Raw genomic sequence first — 25,921 nt, forward strand, 5'->3', positions numbered from 1 at the left:
CTGGTCAGGTGAACTGGCGCTGTCCTGCCAGAACGGTCATCCGCTTGGTTCCTGCCAGTGCCGTGCCCTTTTGCCGGATGGTCGCAAGGAAGCGGTATTCGCCCGTCGCTGATTTCGGGGTCAGTTCCAGCGCGAGATAGCCGCGCTGGCTGGTGTCACACCATTTAAGGCTGGGGCTGGCGGCCATCACGTCCTGGGCCAAGGCATCGGGCTTGATCCAGCCAAGGTAATGCTCGTATCCCGGCGAGGTCACGCTCTGCCCGGCCATTTCAACCCCGACCCGCTCGCCTTTGTGACTGTGGTCAAAGGCCCAGGCATTGTGGCTGTCGCCGGCCAGGACCAGCAGGTTGGCATTGGCATCAAGCGCTGACTGATACAGCCGCTCGCGCGCAGCCGGATAGCCGGACCACATGTCCATCGCATAGGGAATGCCGCTTTGTTGCATGCGGGCTGCCGCGAGGATGCGTCCGCGCATGGCAGGATCAATGTCCTTGGCCATCCCTGCAACTAGATCCTTGCCGAAGCCGAACTCACCCATGATGATCTGCTGGGCCAGCACCTGCCAGGGCTTGCCGGCCTTGGTCGAAGCCTTGAGGGCTTTGGCAAGCCAGGCCTCCTGCTCTGCCCCCATCAGCGTCCGCGCCGGATCGCGCCAGGCGCCGTCGCGGAACGCAACCAGCGCGGCCTCCAGTTCGGGCCCGCGCTTGCCCTTCATGATGTCACCAAGGTCAAACGGCTTCTCACGCGCCAGGTGGCGGGTTTCGAGCCGGAAGAGCGTGGCCAGCTTGCCGATCTCGTACTGCGCCCAATAGGCTTCCGAAACGGGCAGCCATTCGCGATAGGCCTTTTCGGCCACCGTCTCGCGCCCAGCGTAGGTTCCTTCGCTTTCAGGCTGGTGGTTCTCGGCACCATCCTTCCAGGCGTCATTCGCCACCTCGTGATCGTCCCACATGGTGATCACCGGATAGAGCTGGTGCAGGCGCTGGAGATCAGGGTCATTGCGATAGGTGGAGAAGCGCTCACGGTATCCAGCCAGGGTTACCGCCTCGTCGACTGGCGGCAGCCGTTCGGCCAATCCCTCCTGGGCATCGGGATAGGTTCCGCGGGCATACTCATAGAAATAGTCGCCCAGGTGCAGGACCAGGTCGAAATCGTCCGCCCCACCTGCCTGTTGCCCAGCATGGCCATAGGCGTTGAACCAGCCGAAGCCATAGTTGGAGCAGGAGAAGACCGCGATCCTGAACTTGTCGACCTTGCCCACCGGCAGGGTCTTGGTGCGGCCAATTGGAGATGTCTCGCCCCCCGGTGCAATGAAGCGATAGAAGTACCACTGGCCCGGCCTCAGCCCCTTTGCCCAGGCGCGGGCACAGCAATCGTTCGCGGGGGAGGCGGTCGCATCGCCCTGCACAACGATCCGGGAGAACCCGGCATCCTCAGCCAGCTCCCACTTGAGCGACGCCTCCTCCGCGCTGGCATAGCGGGTCCAGAGCAGAACCTGGTCCGGGCCCGGTTCCCCGCTGGCGACACAGTGGGTGAAACCCTTGTTTCCCTGAGCCAGGACTGGCGCACCGATCCCGGCCCCGATCCCGGCAAAGCCAAGTAGCCCCAGCTTCAGGGCACTGCGGCGGTTGGTGGCAAGCAGCGGAGCCTCGGGCGGCTGTGGCAGCATCGGTCTCTCCCTCATTCTCTTTGAGGGCACACTAGCCTTGAATTGTGACGCGGCAATGGCGCAGAGGTACCGGGATGACAGAGACCCGTTTTCATGCCCTGCCCGATGGCACCCGCATAGCTTTCCGCCACGCCGATGGGGCTGGCCCGACATTGGTCTTCCTGCCAGGCTATATGTCCGACATGGCGGGCGGCAAGGCCACCGCCGTATTTGATTGGGCCGCCGCGCAGGGGCGTGCCTGCCTACTGCTCGATTACTCTGGCTGCGGGCAGAGCGACGGGGCCTTTGCCGATGGCACCCTGACCAAGTGGCGCGACGAAGTGCTGGCGCTGATCGCGGCTGAGGTGGCCGGCCCGGTCGTATTGATCGGCTCATCGATGGGCGGGTGGCTAATGCTGCTGGTCGGCCTCGCGCTCGGCGATCAGTTGGCTGGCCTCGTTGGCATCGCCGCCGCGCCGGACTTCACCGACTGGGGCTATGATGCGCAGCAGCAGGCGTTGTTGGCAGCGGGCGAGACAGTGCTGGAGGACAATCCCTATGGCCCCGAACCGACCCCAACCCATGCCGCGTTCTGGGCCGATGGGCAGGCGCAGCGGCTGCTGGGCGGGCCGATCGCACTCAATTGCCCGGTCTGCTTGCTCCACGGCCAGCGTGATCCTGATGTGCCGTGGGAGCTGGCATTGACCTTGGCCGAACAGCTCCATTCGGACTGCGTTCAGGTCACCCTGATCAAGGACGGCGATCACCGCCTCAGCCGCGATGGCGATATCGCCCTGCTGCTGCGGACGATTTCGGAGCTGCCATGATCCCTTTCCTAATGCTGCCGCTCATCGTCCAAGTCGGCCCCAGCGTCGGAGTGGGAGCAGGCGGCTCGCTGCCCCAGGCCCCGCTCGAGATCCCGCGCAAGAAGACTGAGGTCGCCGCGCCGCCCCCAGCGCTGACTCCATCGGTGCAGTGTCGGCAGTTGTTGGCCGGAAGCGCGGCGCAGGCCCAGGCTTATGCCGAGAAGTGGCTGAAGGGCCTCAAAGGCTCGGCGCGGGCTGAGCCCGGACAGTGCCTGGGCATGGCGCTTGCCGCGCAAGGGCAGTGGGTCGAAGCCGAGGCAGCCTTCACCGCCGCGCGCGAAGTGACCCCGGCAAGCGAGCCTGCCAACCGCGCGCGACTGGGCGGGATGGCGGGTAATGCCTTGCTTGCCGCTGGCAAGATTGAGGCTGCGCTGGACCTGCTCGACCAGGCGCATGGCGAGGCGCTTGGCGCGGGCGATCCGCGCCTTGCTGGGGAAATTTCGATCGATCGGGCCCGCGCGCTGGTCGCCTTGAAGCGCGATGGCGATGCTGCAAGCGCCTTGGCGACAGCCCGCGCCAAGACTGCCGACAATGGCCAGGGCTGGCTGCTTTCGGCCACGCTTTCGCGCCGACAGGGCAAGCTGGGCGAGGCGCAGCAGCAGATCCTGGTCGCGGCCCAGCTGATGCCGCTCGATCCCGAAGTCGGGCTTGAGGCGGGGGTTATCGCGGTGCTGGCCGGCAATGAAGCTGCGGCACGGCGATCTTGGCTGTCAGTGATCAAGGCCGCGCCGGGCGGCGAAACAGCCCGGATTGCGCAATCCTATCTTGACCAGCTGGGTCCAGACCCGGCACCATCGGGCCGGTGATCCCATTATCTGTCCTTGACCTGATACCTGTCCGTGAAGGCGGGACCGTTTCCGAAGCCCTGGCCAGTGCCGCTGGCCTGGCCCGCGCGGCCGAGGCGGCAGGCTACCAGCGGTTCTGGGTCGCCGAGCACCACGGCATGGACGGGATCGCTGGTGGCGCAACGGCGGTTACCCTGGCGCACATCGGCCATGCCACTTCGACCATTCGGATCGGTGCGGGCGGGATCATGCTGCCCAACCACAACCCCTTCGTGATTGCCGAACAGTTCGGCACGCTTGACGCACTGTTCCCGGGGCGGATCGACCTTGGCCTCGGCCGTGCACCGGGGGCAGATAGCCGGATCGGCCAGGCCCTGCGCAAGGATCTGATGCGTGCTTCAGAGTTTTTCCCGCAGGACGTCGTCGAATTGCGCGCCTTGGTGACCGGTGACCCGGAAATGGCCCTGCGCGCCACGCCCGGCCTCGGTGCGGCGCTCGAGTTCTGGATCCTTGGTTCCAGCCTCTTTGGGGCATCGCTCGCCGCAGCCCTGGGCATGCCCTATGCCTTTGCCTCGCACTTCGCGCCCGATCATCTTGATGCGGCGATCAAACTGTACCGCGAACGCTTTACCCCTTCGGCTGCGCTAGAGCGTCCGCATGTGATGGCGGCGATGACCGTGCTGGCTGCTGAAACCGATGCCGAAGCCACCCTTCTGGCCTCTTCGCTCGACCAGAGCTTCGTTGCCCTGCGCACCGGCAACCCCGGTCGGCTCAAGCCGCCGGTGCCGAGTTACCGCGAAACCCTCCCGCCGCACACCCAGGCCATGCTTGAACACGTCCGCCAGGCCAGCGCCGTAGGCGCGCCAGCTACTGTGCGCGCGGCGATCGGCCGCTTTGTCGAGCGGACCGGTGCGGATGAAATCATTGTTGCCGGAGCAACTTACGATCCGGCGGCACGCGAGCATTCGTTGGCGCTGACGATGGAAGCCCTTGCAGGCTAAGCATTGCCCTGCGAACAAATAGGCAGGTTTCCCTACCGGCAAACTGGTTGCAGTGGTGACCACTTGCCCCTAGGATGCATACGAATGCTGCGTTAGACAGCAATAATGTTGTTTGCCCGGGCAACGCTTCTTCGCTGCCCCGCAGGAGTGTGATCGATGGGTGCCAAGTCCGCCAGCAGCTCTGCCAATCTCCTCGAACAGGCGCTGGCCCAGCGGCTCAGGGCCGCGTTGCTGCCCGGCGATGCGCCGTTTTCGGCCGAGGGGCTGGCTGCCGCGGCTGCCTTCCTGTGCAGTGCAGCCAGCCAGCGTGATGCAGGCGAAGCCGCAATCACGATCGAGACTGTTTCGGGCAGCGCCGCGGAGCGCTTCATGCGGATCGGCGTGATCAATGATGACATGCCCTTCCTGGTCGATTCGATTGCCACGACCGTTGCTTCGCAAGGACTGACGATTGATCGGCTGGTCCATCCGGTCGTGCCGGTGCGCCGCGATGGAAATGGCATGCTGGCCGCCGTTGTTGATGGCGATGCCGCCGGCGAGAAGCGTGAATCGATGGTCTATATCGAGACCCGGCGCGCAGACGCGAAGATTCGCCGCGCACTTGAAACGGCGTTGCGCAGCACGCTTGGCGATGTTCGCGCTGCCGTGGCCGATTGGCCGAAGATGCAGCAGGCCATGGCCGCCGATGCCGATAGCCTGGCTGATGGCGAAGGTGCGGCGCTGATGCGCTGGTTCAAGGACGGCATGCTGACCCAGCTGGGCCATGTGATGCGACACCGGGATGGCACGCAGTCTGATGCGCTGGGCATTTGCCGGCGCGGCGCCAAGAGCCTTCTAGGTCCGATCTCCTATGAGCGGGCGTTTGCCTGGTTCGAGGGCACAGGCCGGGCGGGCCGCGGGCCGCTAGTGATCAAGTCCAACCTGGTCAGCAACGTCCATCGCCGCACGCCGCTCGACCTGTTCATCGTGCCGGTGGTCGAAGGCGGCAAACTGCAAAGCCTTTCGGTTCACGCTGGTATTTGGACCAGTGCCGGCCTTGCTGCCGCGCCTACCCAGGTGCCGCGGATGCGGACCCAGCTGGGTGAACTGATGACCCGCTTCGGCTTCGCCCCCCAGGGCCACGCCGGCAAGGCTCTGGTCCACGCGCTGACTGCGCTGCCGCACGACCTCTTGATCGGTTTCGCCGACGAGGACCTCGAACGGATCGCCACGGCGATGATGAGCCTGGTCGATCGCCCCCGTCCCAAGCTGGCGCTGGTTCCTGCGGCGCTGATGCGCCACCTTTTCGCCTTTGTCTGGCTGCCGCGTGACATCATGTCGACCGGCACACGCTTGCAGATAGAGGCCATGCTGGTCGAAGCTTGCGGCGCGCCAATCCTTGACTGGAGCCTAGAGGTTGATGGCAGCCTGGCCGTGTTGCGCTTCGTCCTCGACCTGCCCGAGGTTGCCCGGTTGCCAGACGAGGCCGGGCTGGATGCGCGCTTGCAGGGCATGCTGCGCGGCTGGAGCGAGGCCGTGGAAAGCGAAATTGCTGCCAGCGAAGAGCCGAGCCGTGCGGCTGCGATCGCCGCCCGTTATGCCGAGGCTTTCCCGCTGGCCTACCGCAGCGCCTATGGGCCGGCCGAGGCCGCGCAGGACATCGCGCGCCTGCGCCGGCTGGCCGGGGAGGGCGAGACCGGCCCGCGCCGCGATGCCCGCCTGCACCAGGTGGCCGAGGACGGCGCCAGCATGCTGCGGCTCAAGCTATACCAGCGCGGCGGGGCAATTGCCTTGTCGGACGCAGTCCCGGCGCTTGAGAATTTTGGGTTCCGTGTGGTTGAGGATCTGCCAACCGAGCTTGATCAGGGACGTCTTGGCACGATCCACGATTTCCAGCTGGCCCTGCCGGCCGGATTGGAAGCTGCTGCGGTGCTGGCCCGTGCTGCGGCAATCGAAACCGCCTTTGCTGATGTGCTGAACGGTGGGGCCGAGGACGATCCGTTCAACCGCCTGATCACCACGGTTGGGCTGGCCGCGGCCGAAGCCAATTGGCTGCGTGCCTGGTATCGTTACCTCCGCCAGGCCGGGCTCAATTATGGCGTGCCGACTGCGGTCGATGCGCTGCACCATGCCCCGCAGGTCACGCGTGGGCTGGTTGACCTGTTCGTCGCCCGCCACGATCCTGCGTTCAAGGGTGACCGGCTCGTCGCTGAAACCAAGGCCCAGGATGCGATCCGCGATGGCCTGGCACTGGTCTCGGCGATCAACGATGACCGCCTGCTGCGTCAGTATCGCGCGGTGGTTGAAGCCATGCTGCGGACCAATGCCTTTGCCCCGGCCGGGCAGCAGGCGCTGGCCTTCAAGCTTGATTCGTCGCTCGTACCGGGCTTGCCCAAGCCGCTGCCGTGGCGCGAGATCTTCGTCTATTCGCGCCGGGTTGAAGGCATTCACCTGCGCTCTGGTCCGGTAGCGCGCGGCGGGCTGCGCTGGTCCGATCGGCGCGATGACTTCCGGACCGAAATCCTTGGCTTGATGAAGGCCCAGCGGGTCAAGAACGCGGTGATTGTGCCGAGCGGGGCCAAGGGCGGGTTTTATCCGAAACAGCTGCCCGATCCGGCGCGGGCCGAAACGGGTGGGCGCGATGGCTGGCTGGCCGAGGGCAAGGAAAGCTACAAGCTGTTCATCCGCACGCTACTGTCGATCACCGACAATATCGTTGGCACCAAGGTGGTCCACCCGAAGCAGGTGGTGATCCGCGATGGCGAAGATCCCTATTTCGTGGTCGCCGCCGACAAGGGCACCGCGACCTATTCCGACACCGCCAATGCCATCGCCGAAGAGCATGACTTCTGGCTGGACGATGCCTTCGCCAGCGGCGGGTCCAAGGGTTATGACCACAAGGCGATGGGGATCACTGCCAAGGGGGCCTGGCTCTCGGTTCAGCGGCACTTCCTGGAAATGGGCGTCGATGTACAGACCCAGCCGATCCGCGTGGCCGGCTGCGGTGACATGTCGGGCGACGTGTTCGGCAACGGCATGCTGCTGTCCAAGGCGCTCAAGGTCGTCGCCGCGTTTGATCACCGCCACATCTTCCTCGATCCCGATCCCGATCCGGCCAAGAGCTGGGCCGAACGGGCACGACTGTTCGCCCTGCCGCGCTCGAGCTGGGAAGACTACAACGCCAAGCTGATTTCCAAGGGTGGCGGGGTCTTTGCCCGCAGCCTCAAGGAAGTGCCACTGTCGAAGGAAGTCCAGGCCATGCTCGGACTCGACCAGCCCACCATCGATCCCGATGGCTTGATCACCGCGATCCTCAAGGCAGAGATCGACCTGCTGTGGTTCGGCGGGATCGGCACCTATGTGAAATCCAGCGCCGAGAACAACGTTCAGGTTGGCGATCCGGCCAACGATGCGCTGCGGGTTGATGGTTCGCAGGTTCGCGCCCGGGCTATCGGTGAAGGTGCGAACCTTGGCTGCACCCAGGCGGGGCGGATCGAGTTTGCGCTCAAGGGCGGCCGCATCAACACCGATTTCATCGACAATTCGGCCGGGGTCGATTGCTCGGACAATGAGGTTAACATCAAGATCGCCCTTGCCGGGGCCAAGCGCGGCGATCGGCTGACAGAGGACGATCGGGTCAAGCTGCTCTCCGCGATGACCGACGAGGTCGGCGCCATTGTGCTGGAGGACAATCGGCTGCAGGCACTTGCCCTGTCGATAGCCACCGCGGGCGGGGCGGCGACTACGGCGTCGCATTTGCGGCTGATCGAGACGCTGGAAGCCAGCGGCCAGCTTGATCGCAAGACCGAAGGCCTCGCCGAAAGCGATGTCCTGGCCCGCCGCGCGGCTGAAGGGCAGGGGCTGACCCGTCCCGAACTGGCGGTCGTGCTATCGAGCGCCAAGCTGGTCCTGCAAGATGCGTTGGAACATTCTTCGGTCCCCGACGATCCGCTGCTGGAGGGCGAATTGCTGGCTGCTTTCCCCGCGCCGATGCGGATTGAGTTCAAGGCCGACATTCTGGAGCACCGCCTGCGGCGCGAGATCATTGCGACCAAGCTGGCCAACCGCATGGTCAACCGGCTTGGCCTGATCCATCCCTTTGAACTGGTCGAAGAAGAAGGCGCGACGCTGGCCCAGGTCACCACGGCCTTTGTCGCGGCCGAGCAACTGCTTGGTATGGGGGCGATCTGGCAGGGGATCGAGAGTCGACCGATGCCCGAAGTGGCCCGCATCCTGCTGTTCGATCGGGCCGCAGCGGCCATGGTCAATCACATGGCTGACCTGCTGCGCATTTCGGGCGGGGCGCTGGCAGCGGGTGAGCTGGTCGGTCAGCTTGAAGGCGGCGTTGCCTTGCTTTCGGCCGCCACCGGCCGGCTGCTTTCGCACGAGGGCCAGGCGCTTTCGACCACGCTCCGGGAGCGCTTTGTTGCCGCCGGGGCGCCGGCCGATCTGGCGGCAGCGGTTGCCCACCTGTTTGACCTTGATGGCTCGGTTGGCCTCGCCATGCTGGCGCGCCAGACCGGCACCAAGCCCGAGGCATTGACCCGTGCCTTCGTCGCGCTAGGCCACGAACTTGGGCTCGATTGGGCGCAGCAGGCAGCTGAACGGCTTTCTCCGACCGACCCGTGGGAGCGGCTGCTGGTCAACAGCCTGGCCCGCGACATCCAGCACATGCGGCTTGAATTTCTGCGTCGCCACGCAGCCGATAATGGGGAACCGCTGGCCGTCGTGGAACGCTGGATCGACGGTCAAGCCGCGGCGATCCGGCAGTTCCAGGACGTGGTTGCCCGCGCCCAGGCCGCTCCCTCGCTGTCGCCAACAATGCTGGCGCAGATCGGAAACCAGGCGCGCAACCTGTTGGCGCGTTAGGCGGATAGTGCGTCCAGCGCCCAACGGGCTGCCTCGGCCACGACCGGATCGGGATCGGCCATCAGGTCCCGGACCTGCGGCAGCAGCGCGGCATCGCCGCTGTTGCCGGCCGCGTAAAGGCAATTGCGCACGAAGCGATCGCGCCCGATCCGCTTGATCGGCGAACCGCTGAACAGTCTGCGGAACCCGGCATCGTTAAGCGCCAGCAAGTCAGCCAGGCGGGGCGCGGCCAGCTCAGCGCGGGGCAGGAAGGCGCGCATGGTGTGGGCCGTACTCGCAAATTTGTTCCACGGGCAGACCGCCAGGCAATCGTCACAGCCGTAAATGCGGTTGCCCAAGGCTTTGCGAAATTCCTTTGGCACCGGCCCCTTGTGCTCGATCGTCAGGTAGGAAATGCAGCGCCGCGCATCGAGCTGGTAAGGCGCCGGGAAGGCGGCGGTGGGGCAGGCCAACTGGCAGGCCGAGCATGAGCCGCAGCGGTCGTGGCCCGGCTCATCCAGTGGTAGCTCCAGGGTGGTGTAGATCGCCCCCAGGAATAGCCATGAGCCATGATCGCGGCTGACCAGATTGGTGTGCTTGCCCTGCCAGCCCAGGCCGGCGGCCTGCCCCAGCGGCTTTTCCATCACCGGGGCGGTATCGACGAAAACCTTCACGCCAACGTCGCCCAGCCCGCGCCTTGCGGCTTCAGCCACTAGCCACCGGGCCAGGGCCTTGAGTGCTTTCTTGACCGTGTCGTGATAGTCCGAACCTTGCGCATAGACTGAAATTCGTCCCCGGCCATCGCGTTCGGCCAGGGGGTCTGTGGCGGGGGCATAACTCATGCCAAGGGCAATCACCCGCTGTGCCTCGGGCCACAGGCCTTGCGGGCTGCGGCGATGGTGGGCGCGGGCCTCCATCCAGTCCATCTCGCCGTGACGGCCTTCGTCCAGCCATTCATGCAGCCGCTTAGCCCTTACGGGATCTTCTCCCGATGCGGTTACCCCGCAGGTGGCAAAGCCCAGGCGCCGCGCTTCCTGCGCGAGATCGGCTTTAAATTCATCAATTTCGGCGGTGTTAACCAAACTTTCGGTTGCTCCTGTTCACGCCGCCTCCATAGTGCGGTTAAGCAATGAAGCTAGGGGAATGGCAGATGGCGGGCAATCCGGGGGCCGGATCGGTCAAAGGCATTGAGCGTCCACTCGCAATCGAAGCCAGAGGCCTGGTCAAACATTTCGATGGCTTCACTGCGGTTGACGGAGTGGACCTGTCGGTGCCCGAAGGGGCGATCTATGGCATCCTTGGCCCGAACGGCGCAGGTAAGACCACGACGCTGCGGATGCTGCTGGGGATCATCGATCCCGACGTGGGCACCCGCCGGGTCCTTGGCCATGACCGCCCGCATGAGATCAGCCACTGGATCGGTTATTTGCCGGAAGAGCGCGGGCTCTATCCCGCAATGAAGGCCTTTGAGGCGATCGCATTTCTTGGCGCGCTGCGCGGCCTGCCGCTGAGCGAGGGGCGCAAGCGGGGCAAGGCGCTGTTGGAAGAACATGGCCTTGGATATGCAGCTGACCGCCAGATCCGCCAGCTATCCAAGGGCATGGCCCAGCAGGTGCAACTGCTTGGCACGCTGGTCCATAACCCGAAACTGGTGGTGTTTGACGAGCCGTTCTCGGGCCTCGACGCGCTCAATCAGGGCAAACTGGAACGGATGATCCGCGCGTTGGCGGCCAAGGGCACTACGGTGATCTTCTCGACCCACGTGATCGCCCATGCCGAGCGGCTGTGCGATGAAGTGGCGATCATTGCCGGGGGCAAGGTGCCATTTGCCGGCCCGGTTGACGTGGCCCGTGACCGGATCCGGCCGCAGGTGCGACTGGAGACGCGGGCCGACGACGGCGCTTGGCGGGCCGCATTGCCGGCCGATGCGCGGCACGAGGGTGCCTACTGGCTCTTCACGCTTCCGGAGAGCGGGATCGAACCTCTGCTTCGTGCCTTGATCGAGGGCGAGGCGGGGATCCTTTCGCTTTCCATCGAACGCGCCGGCCTGCACGATGCTTTCGTGGCGATCGCCGGTGAGGCCGCTGCCCGCGCATTGGGTGAGGACAAGGCAGAGGAGGGCCGTTGAGATGAATGTTGCCGCTACCGGGCGCCTGTCCACCTTCGCCGCTGCGCTGGTTATGGCCCGACGCGATTTTACCGCGATCCTGTTCTCGCGCTCGTTCTTCTTCTTCCTGCTCGGACCGCTGTTTCCGTTGCTGGTCGGCGGGCTCGCTGGGGGGGTCGGCAAAGAACTTCAGAGCAATGTCGCGCGTCCCGAGCTCGGTGTGGCGATGGCGGCTGCCGATGCCAAGGCGCTGATCGCCGCCCATAAGCGTCTGGAGCCACAACTGGGTCATGCAGTGCCAGAACTGGTCATGCTCCAGGAGGTGCGCGCCGGGGAAACTTTTGATGCCGCCGACGCGATGCAGGATCGGCGGCGAAACCTTGCCGCCGTAGTGACGGGAACCTTGCAAAGGCCCGTGCTGTCCGGCCCGGACGAACGCATCGCCGACTGGCGCGGCCCGCTCGCGGTCCTGGCGGCAGAAGCGCAGCGCGGTGCCAGCGCCGTCTATCCGAACGTCGAGCTCACCCCGCTCAAGCTTTCCACCACCGCCGACCAGGTGCGCGGCCGGATGGTTACGGCCCAATTGGGCCAAACTGTGCTGTTCATGCTGACCATGCTGCTGGCTGGCATGGTCCTGTCCAACCTGGTTGAGGAGAAGGGCAACAAGATCATTGAGGTGCTGGCGGCAGCCATCCCGATGGATGCGGTGTTCCTGGGCAAGCTTTTTGCCATGCTGGCCGTATCGCTGGTGGGGATTTCGGTCTGGGCCATGGCGGGCAGCGCAATCTGGTTTGCATCGGGCAACGGCTGGGGCAATTTCCCGGCGCCGGCGGTTGGATGGCCGCTGTTTTTCCTGTTGGGCACGGCCTATTTCGCGATGGGCTATCTGCTGCTGGGTTCGCTGTTCCTAGCGATCGGCTCGATGGCCGCAACGGTGCGCGAGGTGCAGGCGCTGTCGATGCCGGTGACCATGCTGCAGTTGCTGAATTTCTTCTTCGCCTCCTGGGCTGTCGCCAAGCCGGGGTCGGTGGTGGAAATGGCAGCGATGATCGTTCCGTTCAGTTCGCCCTTCACCATGCTGGCCCGCGCTGCGCGGGACGCGGCGCTCTTGCCGCACGCGCTGGCCCTGGCCTGGCAGGGGCTGTGCGTTGCCGTTTTCGTCCGGATCGGCGCGGCACTCTTCCGCCGTTGGGTGATGAAGAGCGGACCCGCGCAAAGCGGCGGAAGGCGCCCCTGGACTGGCCTGTTTAAGCGGCAGGCCGTGCGATGATTAAGGCCCGACACTGACCCACTATTGACTCTCTGGTAAGTTGGACCAGATAAGTCTCAATGGAAAACTGATTGCGGCCCACGCAGCAGAGAGGATTCGCCATGGCTACCCAGTTCGCCGATGCCCCGTTCAAGTACCGCACCGCGCCCACCGCGACCGAGGCTTTCGAGGCCTGGTTGAAAGAGCATGGCCAGGAACTACCCAAGCACTCTCATCCGTGGGATGTCTCGCGTTCCGACATTTATGTCGAGGATCGCTGGCAGCCGATCTTTGCAGAAATGCGCAGCAAGGCGCCGATCAACAAGGTCGAAGGCACGCCTTACGGCGATTACTGGAACGTCACCACGGTCAAGACGATCCAGCACGTCGAATCGCTGCCTGAACTTTTCTCCTCATCGTGGGAATACGGCGGGATCACGATTGGCGACCCGCCAGAAGATGCCGATCCGGCCCAGCTTGAAGAACGTCGCCTGCCGATGTTCATCGCCATGGACCGGCCGGAGCATACCGGTCAGCGCCGCACGGTTGCGCCGGCTTTTACGCCAGGCGAGATCGATAAAATGGCAGCCGAAGTGCGGATGCGTACCGCCGCAGTGCTCGACAGCCTGCCGTGGGGTGAGGAGTTTGATTGGGTCGACAAGGTCTCGATCGAGCTTACCACCGGGATGCTGGCGATCCTGTTCGGTTTCCCGTGGGAAGACCGCCGCCTGCTGACCTTCTGGTCGGATTGGGCTGGTGACGTCGAATTGGGTCTGGCGCGCGAGTTGAACGACACCCGCTTCGCAATCCTTCAGGAAATGGCCCAGTACTTCGGCCGTCTGTGGATGGAGCGGACCGGCGCCCCGCCGAGCCGCGACCTGATCTCGATGATGATCAATTCGGACGCGATGAACCATATGAGCCCGCAAGAGTTCATGGGCAATCTGGTTCTGCTGATTGTTGGCGGCAATGATACCACTCGCAACACCATGTCGGGCATCGTTCATGGACTGGATCAGTTCCCGGATCAGCGCGCGATTTTTGAAAGCGATCCATCGGTGATCCCGAACGCCGTGCAGGAATGCATCCGCTATGTCACGCCGCTGGCACATATGCGCCGCACCGCAACTGACGATGCCGACCTGTTCGGCCACCAGATCAAGAAGGGTGATAAGCTGATCCTCTGGTACATCTCGGCCAACCGTGACGAGACGGTGTTCGAGGATCCGGACAAGCTGAATATTACGCGCGAAAATGCCCGCCGCCACCTGTCGTTCGGCTATGGCATCCACCGCTGCGTTGGTGCGCGACTGGCGGAGCTGCAGCTCAAGATCCTGCTGGAAGAAATGCACGAGCGGCGCATGCGCGTGAATGTTACCGGCAAGGTTGAGCGCGTTCGCGCCAACTTCGTCCACGGTTTCCGTAAGCTTGGCGTCACGCTGAGCAAGTTCTGATGATGCAGCCGCGGCGACAGTTCCTTGGCTGGCTGGCGGCAGGTGCCGCAGCCAGCACAATTGTCGCTTGCTCTAACGCTGAAGCCAAAACCTATCCGGTCCGGTTCAGCGATGCAGAATGGAAAAAGCGCCTTTCAGCCAAGCAGTATTATATCTTGCGCCAGAAGGGCACCGAATATCCCGGTACTTCGCCGCTGCTGCATGAAAAGCGCAAAGGCGTGTTCGTCTGTGCGGCCGATGGCAATGTGCTCTATTCCAGCACGACCAAGTACGACAGCAAGACCGGCTGGCCCAGCTTCTGGGATGTACTGCCCGGTGCAATCGGCACCTCGATCGATTTCGAAACCGGCTATCCCCGCACTGAAGTGCACTGCGCCAAGTGCGGAGGACACCTCGGCCATGTATTCAATGATGGCCCCAAGCCCACTGGCAAACGTTATTGCATGAACGGTGACGCGCTGCTGTTCCGCCCGACCTAGCGAACGCGGTATGCGCGAAGCGGCCCAGCATTGAATTCGGGCACCGGTAGTAACCAGTCTGGGGGATGATTGGTGCTCAGCAAATTCGCCAGATTGTCGGCGCGAGCCTCGCGATAAGCCAAAATCTCAGTAGAGCCAAGGCATGCCACTACAAAGCTGGCACCATTGCGGCGAACGATCGACTCTGCTTCGGCAGGCCTGCCAGTGAAGGCGGTAATCACATCGACCATCCGGGCCTGATTGCGATGATAGGGCCCGGCGACGACCGTATGATCAGTGAGTGCAAGGATTTCTGGCCCTCGATCCAACGGTGTGAAGATGTGGCTGGGGGGCAGGCGATTAAGTGCCGAATAGTCGCAAGAAAAGGGAATACTGTCAGAGGCGATGGTCGCAGAGCCGCTGATCGCCTGGTCGAATGGCTTGACCAAGGCGCTGCCAAACGTTGGCGTGCAAAGCACGATCACCGCCGCGGTCGCGACAATTCTGGGCGCGGCTCTCGGAATGGCGCGGGCAAGTGGCAACCAGTGCGCCAGCAGCAAGGCAGCAAAGGGAATGGCGAGCAGTTGTGCTGCCAGCCCTTCGCGCGCGATGAGCAGCGAATAGATTCCGCAAACCAGTGCCAAGCCCGCAAGCAGGTTCCAGCGCTCTGACTGCCTTTGCTGTTGGTGACCCAATCGCCAGCCTGCAGCAATGATTGCGATGGTCCAGGCCAGGACCAACGCCATGGATGGCGGCTGGTGCCAGACGGGTAAGCCTTCGAGAACACCAGCATGCCACCAGGTTTGGAGAAGAGGGTCAAGCTGGCCAAGTGGATTGGTCGCGCAAGATCCAAGTGACGCAAAGGCCACCGGTATGACCGCCACCGGCAAGAGACCAAGTGCCGTCAACCGTCCGCTCTTGCTCGTCCGCTCAGGGATGAATTGCAACCACAGGGCAACAAGCGTGGCCACGGCAAAGGCGGCGATATGGCCTGGGCGTAACACATCGCAATGGGGTCCGGTGAGATCTGACAGCGGGCGCGTTGCGAGCGACAGCATTGCCGATCCGCCGGTCAGCGATACAAGGTAGCGGCTTAGCGAGCGATCGCCATTGAGCGCCCAACCCAGACCATAAAGCCCGGTCAAGGTCACCAGCATGGGCAGCGCTTCGATCGAAACTACAGTCCAAAGGGCTCCGGCGAGACCACAAGCGATAGCAGCCCGTCGCGATCCGGTGTGCAACAACAGTGCGCCGCACACCACCGCCGCAACGGACTGAGCCGTGTGATGATCGATCCGCAATGGCGCGAAGTTGCCCGGCAAAAGTGGGAACATCGGGAAGAGCAGGAGCATAAGCAGTGTTGCAAGCGGGGGGAGCTCAAGACTTTTTGCTATGTCGCGCAGCGCCAGCAGTGCCAGCAGCAGCCACAGCAACGGGATCAGCGCCATGGCCCACAGCTCGGCGAGGTTACCTGGCAGCACCGTATCGAACAGCAGGATCAGCCCGGCCAGCGGCAGGTCGACCAGGCGCGACCAATGCATGCTGGCGCCATCGGGCAGGCCCATGCGATGCTGGGTCACGTCAAACCAGCTCTGACCAGCCAATAGGTCGCGGACCTGCAACAGCCGCATGTAATCGTCAGGATCAGCCAGCTTTGTGCCGATCAGTGGCAGCAGTGCAAGCTGGAACACAGCCCACAGCGCCCAGATCAGCAGGACCAGGGTGGGTGGGCACTCTTTAAAAGGCAACGCGCGCAGCATGACCTTCAGGCTACCGAAAAACGACCCGGCTGCGCAGCAGCCAGGTCGCGGTAAAGCTCACTGCTATTGCTGCGCTTTTGGCTAGGCGCGGGTCGGTCGAAGCTTGATCGCCCAATCCGACGATGAGGGTGGTCAGTACCAGACCGATCAACGCGGAACCGATGAATTCAGTTTTCTGCCGCATTCGCGCCGTGCCGCCAGGCGCCGCGCGCGGGGCAAAAACCAAACGGCTGGACAGGATCCAGTGCGCCACGATGCCAAAGCTGTAACCCGCTGCCCCGGCCTGGGCCGGGGCTAACCCTGCACTCAGCAGCGCGAGGAAGGCGGCTGTGTCGCTGGCCAGTGCCACTGTGCTGACCAGCAGATAAGCGAGCCACTGGGCTCTCAAGAGTGGTCGTATGGTGCGGTAAACCATACGATTACCTTGGCTTGGTGGCGACGGCCAGCTGCGGCGCGGCAGCCCTGACCGGCTTGGTATCGCCCTTCCAGCGCAGCATGATAAAAGGCACCCGGTCCGGCGCAAACTGCGAACGGGTGTTGCGATCGAAGTAGGGTGGCATGTGATCGCCCACGATCAGGATGTCGGTTGCCGGGAAATCGGGTGCGGCGATCTCCTTGACGATCGCTGCGTCTAGTTGCGACCAAAGGCCGACCTGGCGGCAGACCATCGGGAACTTTTCCGACAGTGCGGGTGAGGTCTGGCCGCAGCGATCGACATTGAGATTGCTGCCGGTTGGCACCGGCAGGTGCGAGTTGACCGTCAGCCAGTAGACGAACTGCGGTTTAGTGGCGGCCTTCAGCTGGGCCGCCAGCTGGCGCGGTACGTCGCGGTCGCAGGCGCCGGGGAACACGCCGCCGCATTCGTCAGCGCCTTTAGCTATGAGCTCGGGGCCGAAGGTGCGGTACTGGAAGCCGATGTTGGGATACCAGTACTGGCGGTCGAAGAAATCGCCTGTGAAGCTGTGATAGGCGCGGGTCTCATAGCCCCTGCGCACCATTTCTGCGGGTAGGCAGGTGCTGTCCTTGGTCTCGACCAAGTCTTGGTAGTCGCCCCAGCGGCCACACAGTTCGCGGATTTCTGCTGCGGTTGTCGAGGTGTAATAGGTCGTGCTGCCAAAGCTCAGGTCAAACTTGGCCTTGACCTCAGGGCTCTTGAAGCGGGCAAACAGCAGCCGGTCCAGTTCGGGGTTGCCGTTGGGCAAGCCCAGCGATTCCACCACGATCACCATTACGTTGCGGCCATTAACATGGGCCGCGCCAAGCAGACCTGACTTGCTGCGGGCAGATTCAAATGGAGCATTTGCCGCCGCGATCCGTTTGTAATGGCCGCGCATGCCAAAGCTCATCCACTTATCGAACAGCGAAAGCGAAATGATGATCGACCCTGCAATCATCACGAGGCGAATGTCGGTAAAGCAAGTTGGGCGGTGGAGCGCTTTCCACGCGGTCCCGCACAGCAGGAGCACTGCCGAACCGGCGACGACATATTCGATCGATTGGCTGGGATCGAGCTCCAGGAAGAAGCTGAAGCCAGACAGCAACGATCCGATCGCCAGGTTGAACAGCGCGGCGACAAAGCTCAGCAAACCGTAAAGCGAAACGCCGATGAAGGCGAGGTACTGAACCCACGGCACCTGGGTGCGAACAATCAGACCGACGACCCCGATCGCCAAAATCTCGCTGTGGCGCGGCGGCGCGCCGATGATCCACATCAGCATGTAGCCAAGGTTGGCCAGCATCACCCATGCCAACAGCCAGTTGGCAAGATTTCGCCATTCGTGACGTGGGATCGGCGGACTAGGAAACTTGGCGCTTGGGGCGGTCGCCCGGGCAGGCGCCACCTTGATGGTTCCCAGTCTGGATTGCACAGCAGCGATCAAGGTATTCATCGGTTAGGCAACCTTGCGCGGGGCTTCGCGTACCGAATCCAGTGCCGCAGCCTGGTCTTCGGACAGTTTGGTCCGGGCCGAAGCAATGGCCTTTTCGGCGCCCTCGTCACCGGCCTCATGGTATTCGGCATCTTCATTGACGCACCAGGTGTCGTAGATCCGTTCACCAGCTACGATGTTCTCAACCGTCAGCATCGCGGTCATCATCGCGTGGTCCTGGTTGTTATAGCGGTGCATGCCATTGCGACCGACCAGGTGGAGCGTCGGCCAGGCTGCCTCAAGCTCGCGGCGGATGGTGTCGACATGGGCGGCGTAATCTTCGTCATAGACCGGATAAGCCTTTTCCTGGCGCACCACGACCCCGCCGATCACCTGCTCGGCCGAAACCAGGCCAAGCTGCGCCATCTCGCGGGTGGCAAGAGACACCAGCTCGTTGTCAGCCATTGACCACAGACCATCGCCTTCGAAACAGAAGTATTCCAGGCCAACGCAGGCAACGCCGGCCTCGGGCACCATTTCAGGCGACCAAGAACGAAAGTTCTGGATGCGGCCAACCTTCACCTTGCTGTCATGGATGTAGATCCAGTTGTCGGGGAACATGTCCTCGTCAGCGCGGATCTTGAGCGCGACGGTCAGGAAGTCACGGTATTTGAGCTGCTTGCCGTTGAAGCTGGAGGCCGGCAGCGGATGCAGGCGGGCGGCCAGTTCCCGCATTGGCGCGGAACTGATCGCATGACGGGCGCGGATTACGAGATCGCCGGCTGCGCCGGTAGCAGTCATCCGCCAGCCGCCTGCGTTGTCGCTGGCAAGCTGTTTCAGGCTGTGGCCCATCAGGATCTCTCCCTTGCCGGTGGCAAGGATCTTGTCGCGTGCGGCATCCCACATCATGCCCGGTCCAAGGCGTGGATAGCGGAAGGTTTCGAGCAGGGTCTTGGTCTGCATCCCGTCATTGGGCGCCTTGTTGAGGCCAAGGCTTCGCTTCAGTCCATCGACCACCGCCCCCCAGAGCGAAAGACCCTTGATCCGCTGGGCGGCCCAGTCGGCGCTCATTTCGCCGCAGGGCATGCCCCAGACCTTCTCGGTGTAAGTCTTGAAGAAGATCGAATAGAGCTTGTGGCCGAACTGGTTGACCGTCCAGTCCTCGAACGACTTCACCTGCTTGTTCGGGAAGGCCTTGGCCTTGGCGAAGCTGATCATGCACAGGGTCGAGCGGATCAGGCCCAGATTCCAAAGCGCCTCAAAGGCGCGTAGCGGGTATGAATAGAACTTACCCTCGTAATAGATGCGGCTCATCCGGGGGCGTTGGATGAAATCGTTGGGCAGGATCTCGTTCCACAGATCGACCACCTGCTGGCTCTTCGAGAAGAAGCGATGCCCACCAATGTCGAAGCGGTAGCCTTCGTGTTCAACGGTGCGGCTGATGCCGCCGACATTGGTCCGGTCCCTTTCGATAATCGCCACGCTAAGGCCTTGCTTTGTCAGCAGGTAGCCGGCGGTCAGGCCGGCTGGCCCGGCACCAATAATGGCAACATCCACAGTTGTTTGGCGCAGATGATGGCTGCCCGGGATATTTTGGACCGGCATCTATGACCCCTTCATTCTGGTGTGACCCAGCGATGAAGGAAAATGCCTAACCAGTAGTTAATACCTATATCAAAGGCGGAAGGTGCTGCAGGTTTGGGCGTTGTCGGTTGCCATCTGGTGCGGACGGTGGGACTCGAACCCACACGAGCAAGGCTCAGGGGATTTTAAGTCCCCGGCGTCTACCATTCCGCCACGTCCGCGTCGGTATGGCCTTTACGGAGATATTGCAGGGATATCCATCCCTGTAACGCCATGCGGCCCCCCGCTCATTCGAGCGACGGGCCGCATGCAGGTCAGTTCAGGCTTGCCGGACTGGTCTGGCGTCAGTCAGCGTTAAGCCGAGCGCGCATTTCCTTGCCGGGCTTGAAATAAGGAACCTTCTTGCCCGGCACGGCAACGCTGGCACCGGTGCGGGGGTTGCGGCCCTGGCGCGGGTCCCGCTGACGGGTCGAAAAGGCGCCAAAACCGCGAAGCTCGACCCTGCCACCTTGGGCCAGGCGTTGTTCGATTTCATCGAAGAAGGTGTCGACGACCTTCTCGACCTCGTCGGCGCGGAGGCCGGGATTGTCGCGAGCGAGGGCCTGCAGCAGTTCGGATCTGATCATTTCACGCCTTCCTAGGGGTTTGGCATAACCCCGTGATTTTTTGATTTGTTCAATCTTTTTGGCGCGGCGCGACCCTCGACCCGAAGCGGATCTCGCTGCTGCATGACTAAATGGCAGAGTAGGGCTCTGCACGCAATCGTGGATTCGAGCCGATATGATTCAAATTGCGAGCAAATCCGCCGCTGCAATTCCCAATCGATCCATCCTGGCGCGGATTTCCGGCCAATCACGGGACAGAAAAAGGTTGCGCTCAGCGCGGCGCAGCCGCTCGGCCGCGCCGCGGGCGACAAACATGCCGACCCCGCGCTGGACCTCGACCAGACCATCTAGCTGGAACTGCTGATAGGCCTTCGCCACAGTCAGCGGATTGGCGCCTTGCTCTGCCGCCAGGGCGCGAACCGATGGAAGCATGGCGCCCTCCGGATAGGTCCCATCGATGATCGCTGCCGCAATAAGGTCGCGCAGCTTGAGGTATACGGGTTGCGTGTGCCCAGCCATGCTGTCTCAGTGCCATAATACAGCGCGGCGGGCAAGGGGAATTGGAGCATGGCTCTTGCTTGCAATAAACCGAAAGGCGAGACGAATTTTGCTTCACAGGCGCGCAAAGGTGGCTAGTCTCCGCCGCCATAACAGCCTCGCTTCGGCGTGGGCCTGCCTGATATTGGGGAGCAATTGATGAAAGACATGTCCTTGTGGAACGAGGGTGACTGGATCGCGATGATCGCGGTCGTCGTCCTCGGCATTTTCCTGGCGATCGGCGGCAAGATCGCGGTCCAGAAAGAGCCTGAATTCGCGGGGCACCCCAAGGGCCTTTACATGTTGTTCTTCGCCGAAATGTGGGAGCGTTTCTCCTACTACGGCATGCGCGCACTGCTGATCTTCTATCTGACCAAGCACTGGCTGTTCAGCGATGGCAATGCCAACCTGATCTATGGTGCCTATACCAGCCTGGTCTACATCACCCCGGTGCTGGGCGGCTACCTGGCTGACCGGTATCTGGGTCAGCGCAAGGCCGTGCTGTTTGGCGGGCTGCTGCTGGCGATTGGCCACAGTCTGATGGCGGTCGAAGGCAATGGCGGGCAGACCGATCCGGCGATCAATGTGTTCTGGGCGGCGCTGGCCTTCATCATTGTCGGCTCGGGCTTTCTCAAGGCCAATATCTCTGTGATGGTCGGCCAGCTTTACAAGTTGACTGACGTGCGCCGCGACGGCGCCTACACCGTATTCTACATGGGCATCAACGTCGGCGCTGCGCTCGGCACGATCCTGGTCGGCTATCTCGGTGAGACGATTGGTTGGGGCTATGGCTTTGGCCTGGCGGGCATCGGCATGCTGCTGGGCCTGGTCGTCTTCGTCCTGGGCAAGGGCGTGCTCAACGGGGCTGGCGAAGCTCCTGCCCCGCTTGCTAAGTCGCGGGAATGGACGCTCTATGGCATCGGCCTCGGTGCAGTCGCAGTGTGCTGGGCGCTGGTCCAGTATCAGTCGGTGATCCAGACATTGCTGGTTATCTCGGGCGTTGCGTTGCTTGCCTATGTGCTGTTTCAGACTTTCAAGCTCGACAAGGAACCGCGCGAGCGCATGTTCGCGATCCTGTTCCTGATCAGCCTCAACCCGCTGTTCTGGGGTCTGTTCGAACAGGCCGGCGGCTCGATGAGCCTGTTCACCGACCGCTATGTCGATCGCGGCGCCACCCCGGCTTCGCTGTTCCAGTCGATCAACCCGATCTACATTATTATCTTGGCACCGCTGTTCGCGGGGCTTTGGCAATGGCTGGGCAAGCGCGGCAAAGAGCCCTCGGCGCCGGCCAAGTTTGGCCTGGCGCTGGCACAGATGGGCCTGGCCAACCTGGTGCTGGTCTGGGGTGCGGAGGCCTATGGGATCGCGGCGATGACCCCGGTGCTGTTCGTCTTCCTCTATTACCTGCTGGCCACCACGGGTGAGCTTTGCCTCTCGCCGGTCGGGCTTTCGGCGATGAACCGCCTGGCGCCCAGCTACCTCGCCTCACTGATCATGGGCGCATGGTTCTACATGACCGCGGTCGGCAACTTCGTTGCCGGCAAGATCGGTGAAGCCACCGGCGGCCATGGCGGCGAAATGAGCAAGGAAAAGCTGCTCGAAATCTACCAGATGTTCGGCTGGATCTCGATCGGCGCGGCGGTTGTCGTCCTGCTGCTGGCACGGATCGTGAAGGGCTGGATGCACCTTGATACCCTGGAGGACCGCAAGTGATGCGCGTACACAAGCTGCTGGCGGGGATGGCCGCGCTGGCCCTGGTGGCCAGCCCGGGTCTGGCCGAAAAGAAGAAGAAGGAAGACAGCCTCTCGCCCGCGGCCAAGGCCGCGCGAGAGTTCAACAAGAACCCCTTCCCTTCGACCTATCGCGCCTACCCTGGTGAACCGACCGCGCTGATCGGCGCGACGGTGTTCGATGGTGCTGGTGGGCGGATCGAAAACGGTACCGTGTTGCTGGCTGGCGGCAAGGTCGTCGCCGTGGGCGGCGCCGATCTGGCGATCCCGGCGAACTTCCGCAGGGTTGATGCCGCGGGCAAGTTCGTGACGCCGGGGATAATCGATATACACTCGCACCTGGGTGACTACCCCAGCCCGGGTGTCCAGGCCCATTCCGATGGCAACGAGGCGACCGCGCCGACCACACCCGAGGTCTGGGCCGAGCACTCGGTCTGGCCGCAGGATCCGGGTTTCAGCCGCGCGCTGGCCAATGGCGGGATCACCAGCCTGCAGATCCTGCCCGGTTCGGCCAACCTGATGGGCGGCCGCTCGGTCGTGCTCAAGAACGTCTATTCGCGCACGATCCAGGGCATGAAGTTTCCCGGCGCACCCTATGGCTTGAAGATGGCCTGCGGCGAGAATCCGAAGCGGGTCTATGGCTCTAAGGGCCGGATGCCCTCAACCCGGATGGGCAACATCGCGGTCAACCGCATGACCTGGATGAAGGCTACCGAGTACCGGGCAAAGCGCGCTGCCGGAAAGCTGGAAACCCGCGACCTGGCGATGGAAACGCTCGCCGGCGTGCTGGATGGTGAGATCCTGATCCAGAACCACTGCTACCGCGCTGATGAAATGGCGCTCGTGCTCGATATGGCGAAGGAATTTGGCTACAAGGTCAGCGCCTTCCACCACGCGACCGAGGCTTACAAGATCGGCGATCTGCTCAAGGCCGCCGGCACCTGTTCGGCGATCTGGGCCGATTGGTGGGGCTTCAAGATGGAAAGCTACGATGCGATCCCGGAAAACGCCGGGATCCTGCAAAAGGCCGGGGCCTGCGTGGTGATCCACTCGGATGACGAGAATGGCATCCAGCGCCTCAACCAGGAAGCCGCCAAGGCGCAGGGCGATGCCCGCCGCGCCGGGATCGACATCTCCGATGCCGAAGTGATCCGCTGGCTTACGCTTAACCCCGCGACGGCGATGGGCATCGGTCAGCAGACCGGGAGCCTTGAGCCGGGCAAGATGGCGGACGTGGTGCTGTGGAACGGCAATCCGCTCTCGGTCTATTCGCGCCCCGACAAGGTCTGGATCGATGGCGCGCTGCTGTTTGATGCGGCCGACCCCAAGCGCCGCCCGGTTAGTGATTTCGAACTGGGCCAGGTCGGTGAAGGAGACGTGAAATGAGCCTGCGCAAGCTGCTGCTGAGCGCCGTCGCGCTGCTCCCCCTCTCCGCCCCGGCGGTGGCTGAGGACGTGGCAATCACCAATGCCACGGTTGTGATCGGCGATGGCTCTGCCCCGATCCCGAACGGCACGGTCGTGCTGCGCGCGGGCAAGGTGTTTGCCGCCGGAGCCGGCGTTGCCGTCCCCGCTGGCGCGCGCACCATTGATGCTTCGGGCAAATGGGTCACGCCGGGACTGGTCGTCGCAGTCACCGATATTGGCCTGTTTGATGTCGAAGGCGTCGAAGAGTCGAACGATGAACGCGCCGACAAGGGGCCGTTCAGCGCGGCACTTGACCTGTCGCCCGCAATCAATCCGCTGGCCCAGCATATTGCTGTCAGCCGTGCCGGCGGGGTGACCCGCGCCGCGGTGGCTCCGCTGCGCACCGGTTCGATCTTTGGCGGTCAGGGCGCGATCATTGACCTGGCCAGCGATGGCCAGCCGATCACCCAGGCGCGCGCGTTCCAGATCGTCCAGCTGGGCGAAGACGGAGCCCGTGCAGCCGGTGGGAGCCGCGCCGCAGTCCATGCGGTGTTGCGCAATGCCTTCACCGAAGCGCGCGAACTGGCGCGTCGCGGCGGCGGGCAGGGTTCCGATCCGCGCCTGCAGGACGCTGCGCCCGAACGGCCGGGCGATGCGCTGCTGACCCGGTTTGATGCTGCGGCGCTGGTGCCCGTAGTCATGGGCCGCCAGCCGCTCTACGTCCGTGCCGAGCGCGCAGCCGACATCCGCATGGCGCTGGCGCTGAAAAGTGATTTCCCGGCGCTCAAGCTGGTGATCGTTGGTGCGACCGAAGGCTGGATGGTGGCCAAGGAGTTGGCCGCATCGGGTGTGCCGGTGCTGGCGACCCCGCTCAACGACCTGCCGGCAAACTTTGAGCAGCTCGGGGCAACCCAGTCGAACGTGGGTCGCATGGCTGCCGCGGGCGTCAAGGTTGGCCTGGGCGCCTTCGGCGATCAGCCGCGCTATGCCCCGCAATATGCCGGTAATCTTGTTTCGTTGACCAAGGTGCCCGGTGCCAGCGGGTTGGCCTGGGGCCGCGCTTTCGCGGCCATCAGCTCGGTACCTGCCTCGATCCTCGGCATGGGCGATAAGTTCGGCAGCCTGAGGCCCGGCCTCGCCGGTGACGTGGTGATCTGGGACGGCGATCCGCTGGAAAACACCTCGGGCGTGGTCCGGGTCATGATCGACGGGGTTGAGCAGTCGCTGGTCAATCACCTGACCAAGCTGCGTGATCGCTACAAGGTGCCAACCGAAGGCGCGCTGCCCAAGGCCTATGAGTGGTAGGGAGCATCTGCCACACTGACTAAACGAGGGGGAGAGTGATGGAGCAAGGATTTGCCAATCTGGTCGCCGCGGCAGTGGCCTTTGTCGGAACGCACTTCGCACTCTCCCACCCGTTGCGGGCGCCGGTGGTCAAAGCGATCGGGCCGATCGGCTTCCAGATTGTCTATTCGCTGGTTGCCTTTGCAACGCTGGGCTGGATGGTCATGGCCTTCCGCGCCGTTGGCCCCGGCGCAGGGCTATGGGATGGTTCGCAAGGCTTGCCCTGGGCGCTTGCCAGCCTGTTGACCTTGATCGCGGCGGTGTTGTTTACAGGCAGCTTGCTCGGCAATCCGGCCTTGCCCGATCCGCGCGCGGCAGCGCTGGCGGACAAGCCGGTCCACGGCGTGTTCCATGTCACCCGTCACCCGATGATGTGGGGCTTCGCGCTGTGGGCGGTTAGCCATGCCATGGTCAGCCCGACCCCGCGCAGTTTTGTCGTCACCGCCGCCGTAGGCTTCCTCGCTCTGGTTGGTTCACACCTGCAGGATCGCAAGAAGCAGACGCTGATGGGCAAGGCCTGGTCCGGGTGGGAAGCGAAGACGAGCTATTGGCCCAAGCTGGGCGGACTGGCGAAAGCGGGACTGGTGCCGTGGTTTGGCGGGCTGGTGCTGTGGCTGGCGGCGACTTGGGCGCACATTCCTGGCAACGGGATGGTCGCCGGGATCTGGCGCTGGCTTATCTAGACCTGCACA

At 63.4% G+C, this 25,921-nt stretch carries 20 protein-coding genes and 1 tRNA gene; 12 read left to right on the forward strand and 9 right to left on the reverse strand.

The features are described from left to right. Positions 1 to 4 precede the first annotated feature (4 nt). Positions 5 to 1,669: an alkaline phosphatase D family protein gene (locus RQP55_RS02665; RefSeq protein ID WP_315608643.1), complete on the reverse strand. Its 1,665-nt coding sequence runs from the start codon at positions 1,667 to 1,669 to the stop codon at positions 5 to 7. Positions 1,670 to 1,743: 74 nt separating this feature from the next. Between RQP55_RS02665 and RQP55_RS02670 the strand changes: the two genes are divergently transcribed. The 4 genes from RQP55_RS02670 to RQP55_RS02685 all read left to right on the forward strand — a co-directional run bounded on the left by RQP55_RS02670 (position 1,744) and on the right by RQP55_RS02685 (position 9,148). After that, entirely contained in the window at positions 1,744 to 2,475 is a 732-nt protein-coding gene (locus RQP55_RS02670) for an alpha/beta hydrolase (RefSeq protein WP_315608644.1), read from the forward strand. Further along, the gene (locus RQP55_RS02675) at positions 2,472 to 3,320 is read left to right on the forward strand and encodes a hypothetical protein (RefSeq protein ID WP_315608645.1); all 849 of its coding nucleotides are present in this window, start codon (positions 2,472 to 2,474) and stop codon (positions 3,318 to 3,320) included. Before RQP55_RS02670 ends, RQP55_RS02675 begins: the two co-directional genes overlap by 4 nt. Next, positions 3,317 to 4,300 (forward strand): LLM class flavin-dependent oxidoreductase, encoded by a 984-nt coding sequence (locus tag RQP55_RS02680; RefSeq protein ID WP_315608646.1) that lies wholly within the window; start codon positions 3,317 to 3,319, stop codon positions 4,298 to 4,300. The genes RQP55_RS02675 and RQP55_RS02680 overlap by 4 nt, the downstream gene beginning before the upstream one ends. 156 nt (positions 4,301 to 4,456) lie before the next feature. Further along, positions 4,457 to 9,148, forward strand: a complete 4,692-nt coding sequence (locus tag RQP55_RS02685; protein ID WP_315608647.1) for an NAD-glutamate dehydrogenase domain-containing protein — start codon at positions 4,457 to 4,459, stop codon at positions 9,146 to 9,148. Here the strand turns inward: RQP55_RS02685 and queG are convergent. Next, complete coding sequence (queG, locus tag RQP55_RS02690) at positions 9,145 to 10,209, reverse strand: tRNA epoxyqueuosine(34) reductase QueG (protein ID WP_315608648.1); 1,065 nt, start codon at positions 10,207 to 10,209, stop codon at positions 9,145 to 9,147. The two genes, RQP55_RS02685 and queG, sit on opposite strands and share 4 nt — an antisense overlap. Positions 10,210 to 10,277: 68 nt before the next feature. On the opposite strand from queG, the gene RQP55_RS02695 reads away from it, so the two are divergent. The 4 genes from RQP55_RS02695 (at position 10,278) to msrB (ending at position 14,416) form a co-directional block, all read left to right on the forward strand. After that, on the forward strand, positions 10,278 to 11,255 hold the full coding sequence (locus RQP55_RS02695; protein WP_315608649.1) for an ABC transporter ATP-binding protein: 978 nt from the start codon (positions 10,278 to 10,280) through the stop codon (positions 11,253 to 11,255). 1 nt (position 11,256) lies between these two features. After that, complete coding sequence (locus RQP55_RS02700; RefSeq protein WP_315608650.1) at positions 11,257 to 12,504, forward strand: ABC transporter permease; 1,248 nt, start codon at positions 11,257 to 11,259, stop codon at positions 12,502 to 12,504. A gap of 101 nt (positions 12,505 to 12,605) precedes the next feature. Then, a complete protein-coding gene (locus tag RQP55_RS02705) occupies positions 12,606 to 13,937 on the forward strand; it encodes a cytochrome P450 (protein ID WP_315608651.1) in 1,332 nt (443 codons plus the stop codon). Between the two features lie 2 nt (positions 13,938 to 13,939). After that, positions 13,940 to 14,416, forward strand: coding sequence for a peptide-methionine (R)-S-oxide reductase MsrB (msrB, locus tag RQP55_RS02710; RefSeq protein WP_315608995.1), 477 nt, complete (start codon positions 13,940 to 13,942; stop codon positions 14,414 to 14,416). Here msrB and RQP55_RS02715 read toward each other — a convergent pair. The 7 genes from RQP55_RS02715 to RQP55_RS02745 all read right to left on the reverse strand — a co-directional run bounded on the left by RQP55_RS02715 (position 14,413) and on the right by RQP55_RS02745 (position 20,731). Continuing rightward, positions 14,413 to 16,086, reverse strand: a complete 1,674-nt coding sequence (locus RQP55_RS02715) for a hypothetical protein (RefSeq protein ID WP_315608652.1) — start codon at positions 16,084 to 16,086, stop codon at positions 14,413 to 14,415. The genes msrB and RQP55_RS02715 overlap by 4 nt on opposite strands. A 79-nt stretch (positions 16,087 to 16,165) precedes the next feature. After that, positions 16,166 to 16,570 carry a GtrA family protein gene (locus RQP55_RS02720; protein WP_315608653.1) on the reverse strand — a complete coding sequence of 135 codons (405 nt, stop codon included), beginning with the start codon at positions 16,568 to 16,570 and terminating at the stop codon, positions 16,166 to 16,168. A gap of 4 nt (positions 16,571 to 16,574) precedes the next feature. Continuing rightward, entirely contained in the window at positions 16,575 to 18,044 is a 1,470-nt protein-coding gene (locus tag RQP55_RS02725) for a sulfatase-like hydrolase/transferase (protein WP_315608654.1), read from the reverse strand. A gap of 3 nt (positions 18,045 to 18,047) precedes the next feature. Then, positions 18,048 to 19,628: an NAD(P)/FAD-dependent oxidoreductase gene (locus RQP55_RS02730; RefSeq protein WP_315608655.1), complete on the reverse strand. Its 1,581-nt coding sequence runs from the start codon at positions 19,626 to 19,628 to the stop codon at positions 18,048 to 18,050. Positions 19,629 to 19,743: 115 nt separating this feature from the next. Continuing rightward, positions 19,744 to 19,828: transfer RNA gene (locus tag RQP55_RS02735), tRNA-Leu, on the reverse strand. 123 nt (positions 19,829 to 19,951) lie between these two features. Continuing rightward, positions 19,952 to 20,278, reverse strand: a complete 327-nt coding sequence (locus tag RQP55_RS02740; protein WP_315608996.1) for an integration host factor subunit beta — start codon at positions 20,276 to 20,278, stop codon at positions 19,952 to 19,954. Positions 20,279 to 20,392: 114 nt separating this feature from the next. Then, complete coding sequence (locus tag RQP55_RS02745; protein ID WP_315608656.1) at positions 20,393 to 20,731, reverse strand: GntR family transcriptional regulator; 339 nt, start codon at positions 20,729 to 20,731, stop codon at positions 20,393 to 20,395. A 177-nt stretch (positions 20,732 to 20,908) separates the two neighbouring features. Here RQP55_RS02745 and RQP55_RS02750 point away from each other — a divergent pair, with 177 nt between their 5' ends. From RQP55_RS02750 to RQP55_RS02765, 4 genes are read left to right on the forward strand one after another with little or no spacing between them, the layout of a single operon-like run. Next, the gene (locus RQP55_RS02750) at positions 20,909 to 22,462 is read left to right on the forward strand and encodes a peptide MFS transporter (RefSeq protein ID WP_315608657.1); all 1,554 of its coding nucleotides are present in this window, start codon (positions 20,909 to 20,911) and stop codon (positions 22,460 to 22,462) included. Further along, complete coding sequence (locus RQP55_RS02755; protein WP_315608658.1) at positions 22,462 to 23,865, forward strand: amidohydrolase; 1,404 nt, start codon at positions 22,462 to 22,464, stop codon at positions 23,863 to 23,865. Before RQP55_RS02750 ends, RQP55_RS02755 begins: the two co-directional genes overlap by 1 nt. Further along, the gene (locus tag RQP55_RS02760) at positions 23,862 to 25,190 is read left to right on the forward strand and encodes an amidohydrolase family protein (RefSeq protein WP_315608659.1); all 1,329 of its coding nucleotides are present in this window, start codon (positions 23,862 to 23,864) and stop codon (positions 25,188 to 25,190) included. Before RQP55_RS02755 ends, RQP55_RS02760 begins: the two co-directional genes overlap by 4 nt. A gap of 38 nt (positions 25,191 to 25,228) precedes the next feature. Next, positions 25,229 to 25,912, forward strand: a complete 684-nt coding sequence (locus RQP55_RS02765; RefSeq protein WP_315608660.1) for an NnrU family protein — start codon at positions 25,229 to 25,231, stop codon at positions 25,910 to 25,912. Positions 25,913 to 25,921: the final 9 nt, after the last annotated feature.

Source organism: Novosphingobium sp. APW14, from assembly GCF_032337075.1.
Classification (GTDB): Bacteria; Pseudomonadota; Alphaproteobacteria; order Sphingomonadales; family Sphingomonadaceae; genus Novosphingobium.

What these genes read in the sequence shown, in the direction of transcription:
- RQP55_RS02665 (WP_315608643.1), bottom strand. Translation starts at nt 1,669, where the DNA reads ATGCTGCCACAGCCGCCCGAGGCTCCGCTGCTTGCCACCAACCGCCGC.
- RQP55_RS02670 (WP_315608644.1), top strand. Translation starts at nt 1,744, where the DNA reads ATGACAGAGACCCGTTTTCATGCCCTGCCCGATGGCACCCGCATAGCT.
- RQP55_RS02675 (WP_315608645.1), top strand. Translation starts at nt 2,472, where the DNA reads ATGATCCCTTTCCTAATGCTGCCGCTCATCGTCCAAGTCGGCCCCAGC.
- RQP55_RS02685 (WP_315608647.1), top strand. Translation starts at nt 4,457, where the DNA reads ATGGGTGCCAAGTCCGCCAGCAGCTCTGCCAATCTCCTCGAACAGGCG.
- RQP55_RS02695 (WP_315608649.1), top strand. Translation starts at nt 10,278, where the DNA reads ATGGCGGGCAATCCGGGGGCCGGATCGGTCAAAGGCATTGAGCGTCCA.
- RQP55_RS02700 (WP_315608650.1), top strand. Translation starts at nt 11,257, where the DNA reads ATGAATGTTGCCGCTACCGGGCGCCTGTCCACCTTCGCCGCTGCGCTG.
- RQP55_RS02705 (WP_315608651.1), top strand. Translation starts at nt 12,606, where the DNA reads ATGGCTACCCAGTTCGCCGATGCCCCGTTCAAGTACCGCACCGCGCCC.
- msrB (WP_315608995.1), top strand. Translation starts at nt 13,940, where the DNA reads ATGCAGCCGCGGCGACAGTTCCTTGGCTGGCTGGCGGCAGGTGCCGCA.
- RQP55_RS02720 (WP_315608653.1), bottom strand. Translation starts at nt 16,570, where the DNA reads ATGGTTTACCGCACCATACGACCACTCTTGAGAGCCCAGTGGCTCGCT.
- RQP55_RS02725 (WP_315608654.1), bottom strand. Translation starts at nt 18,044, where the DNA reads ATGAATACCTTGATCGCTGCTGTGCAATCCAGACTGGGAACCATCAAG.
- RQP55_RS02730 (WP_315608655.1), bottom strand. Translation starts at nt 19,628, where the DNA reads ATGCCGGTCCAAAATATCCCGGGCAGCCATCATCTGCGCCAAACAACT.
- RQP55_RS02745 (WP_315608656.1), bottom strand. Translation starts at nt 20,731, where the DNA reads ATGGCTGGGCACACGCAACCCGTATACCTCAAGCTGCGCGACCTTATT.
- RQP55_RS02750 (WP_315608657.1), top strand. Translation starts at nt 20,909, where the DNA reads ATGAAAGACATGTCCTTGTGGAACGAGGGTGACTGGATCGCGATGATC.
- RQP55_RS02755 (WP_315608658.1), top strand. Translation starts at nt 22,462, where the DNA reads ATGCGCGTACACAAGCTGCTGGCGGGGATGGCCGCGCTGGCCCTGGTG.
- RQP55_RS02760 (WP_315608659.1), top strand. Translation starts at nt 23,862, where the DNA reads ATGAGCCTGCGCAAGCTGCTGCTGAGCGCCGTCGCGCTGCTCCCCCTC.
- RQP55_RS02765 (WP_315608660.1), top strand. Translation starts at nt 25,229, where the DNA reads ATGGAGCAAGGATTTGCCAATCTGGTCGCCGCGGCAGTGGCCTTTGTC.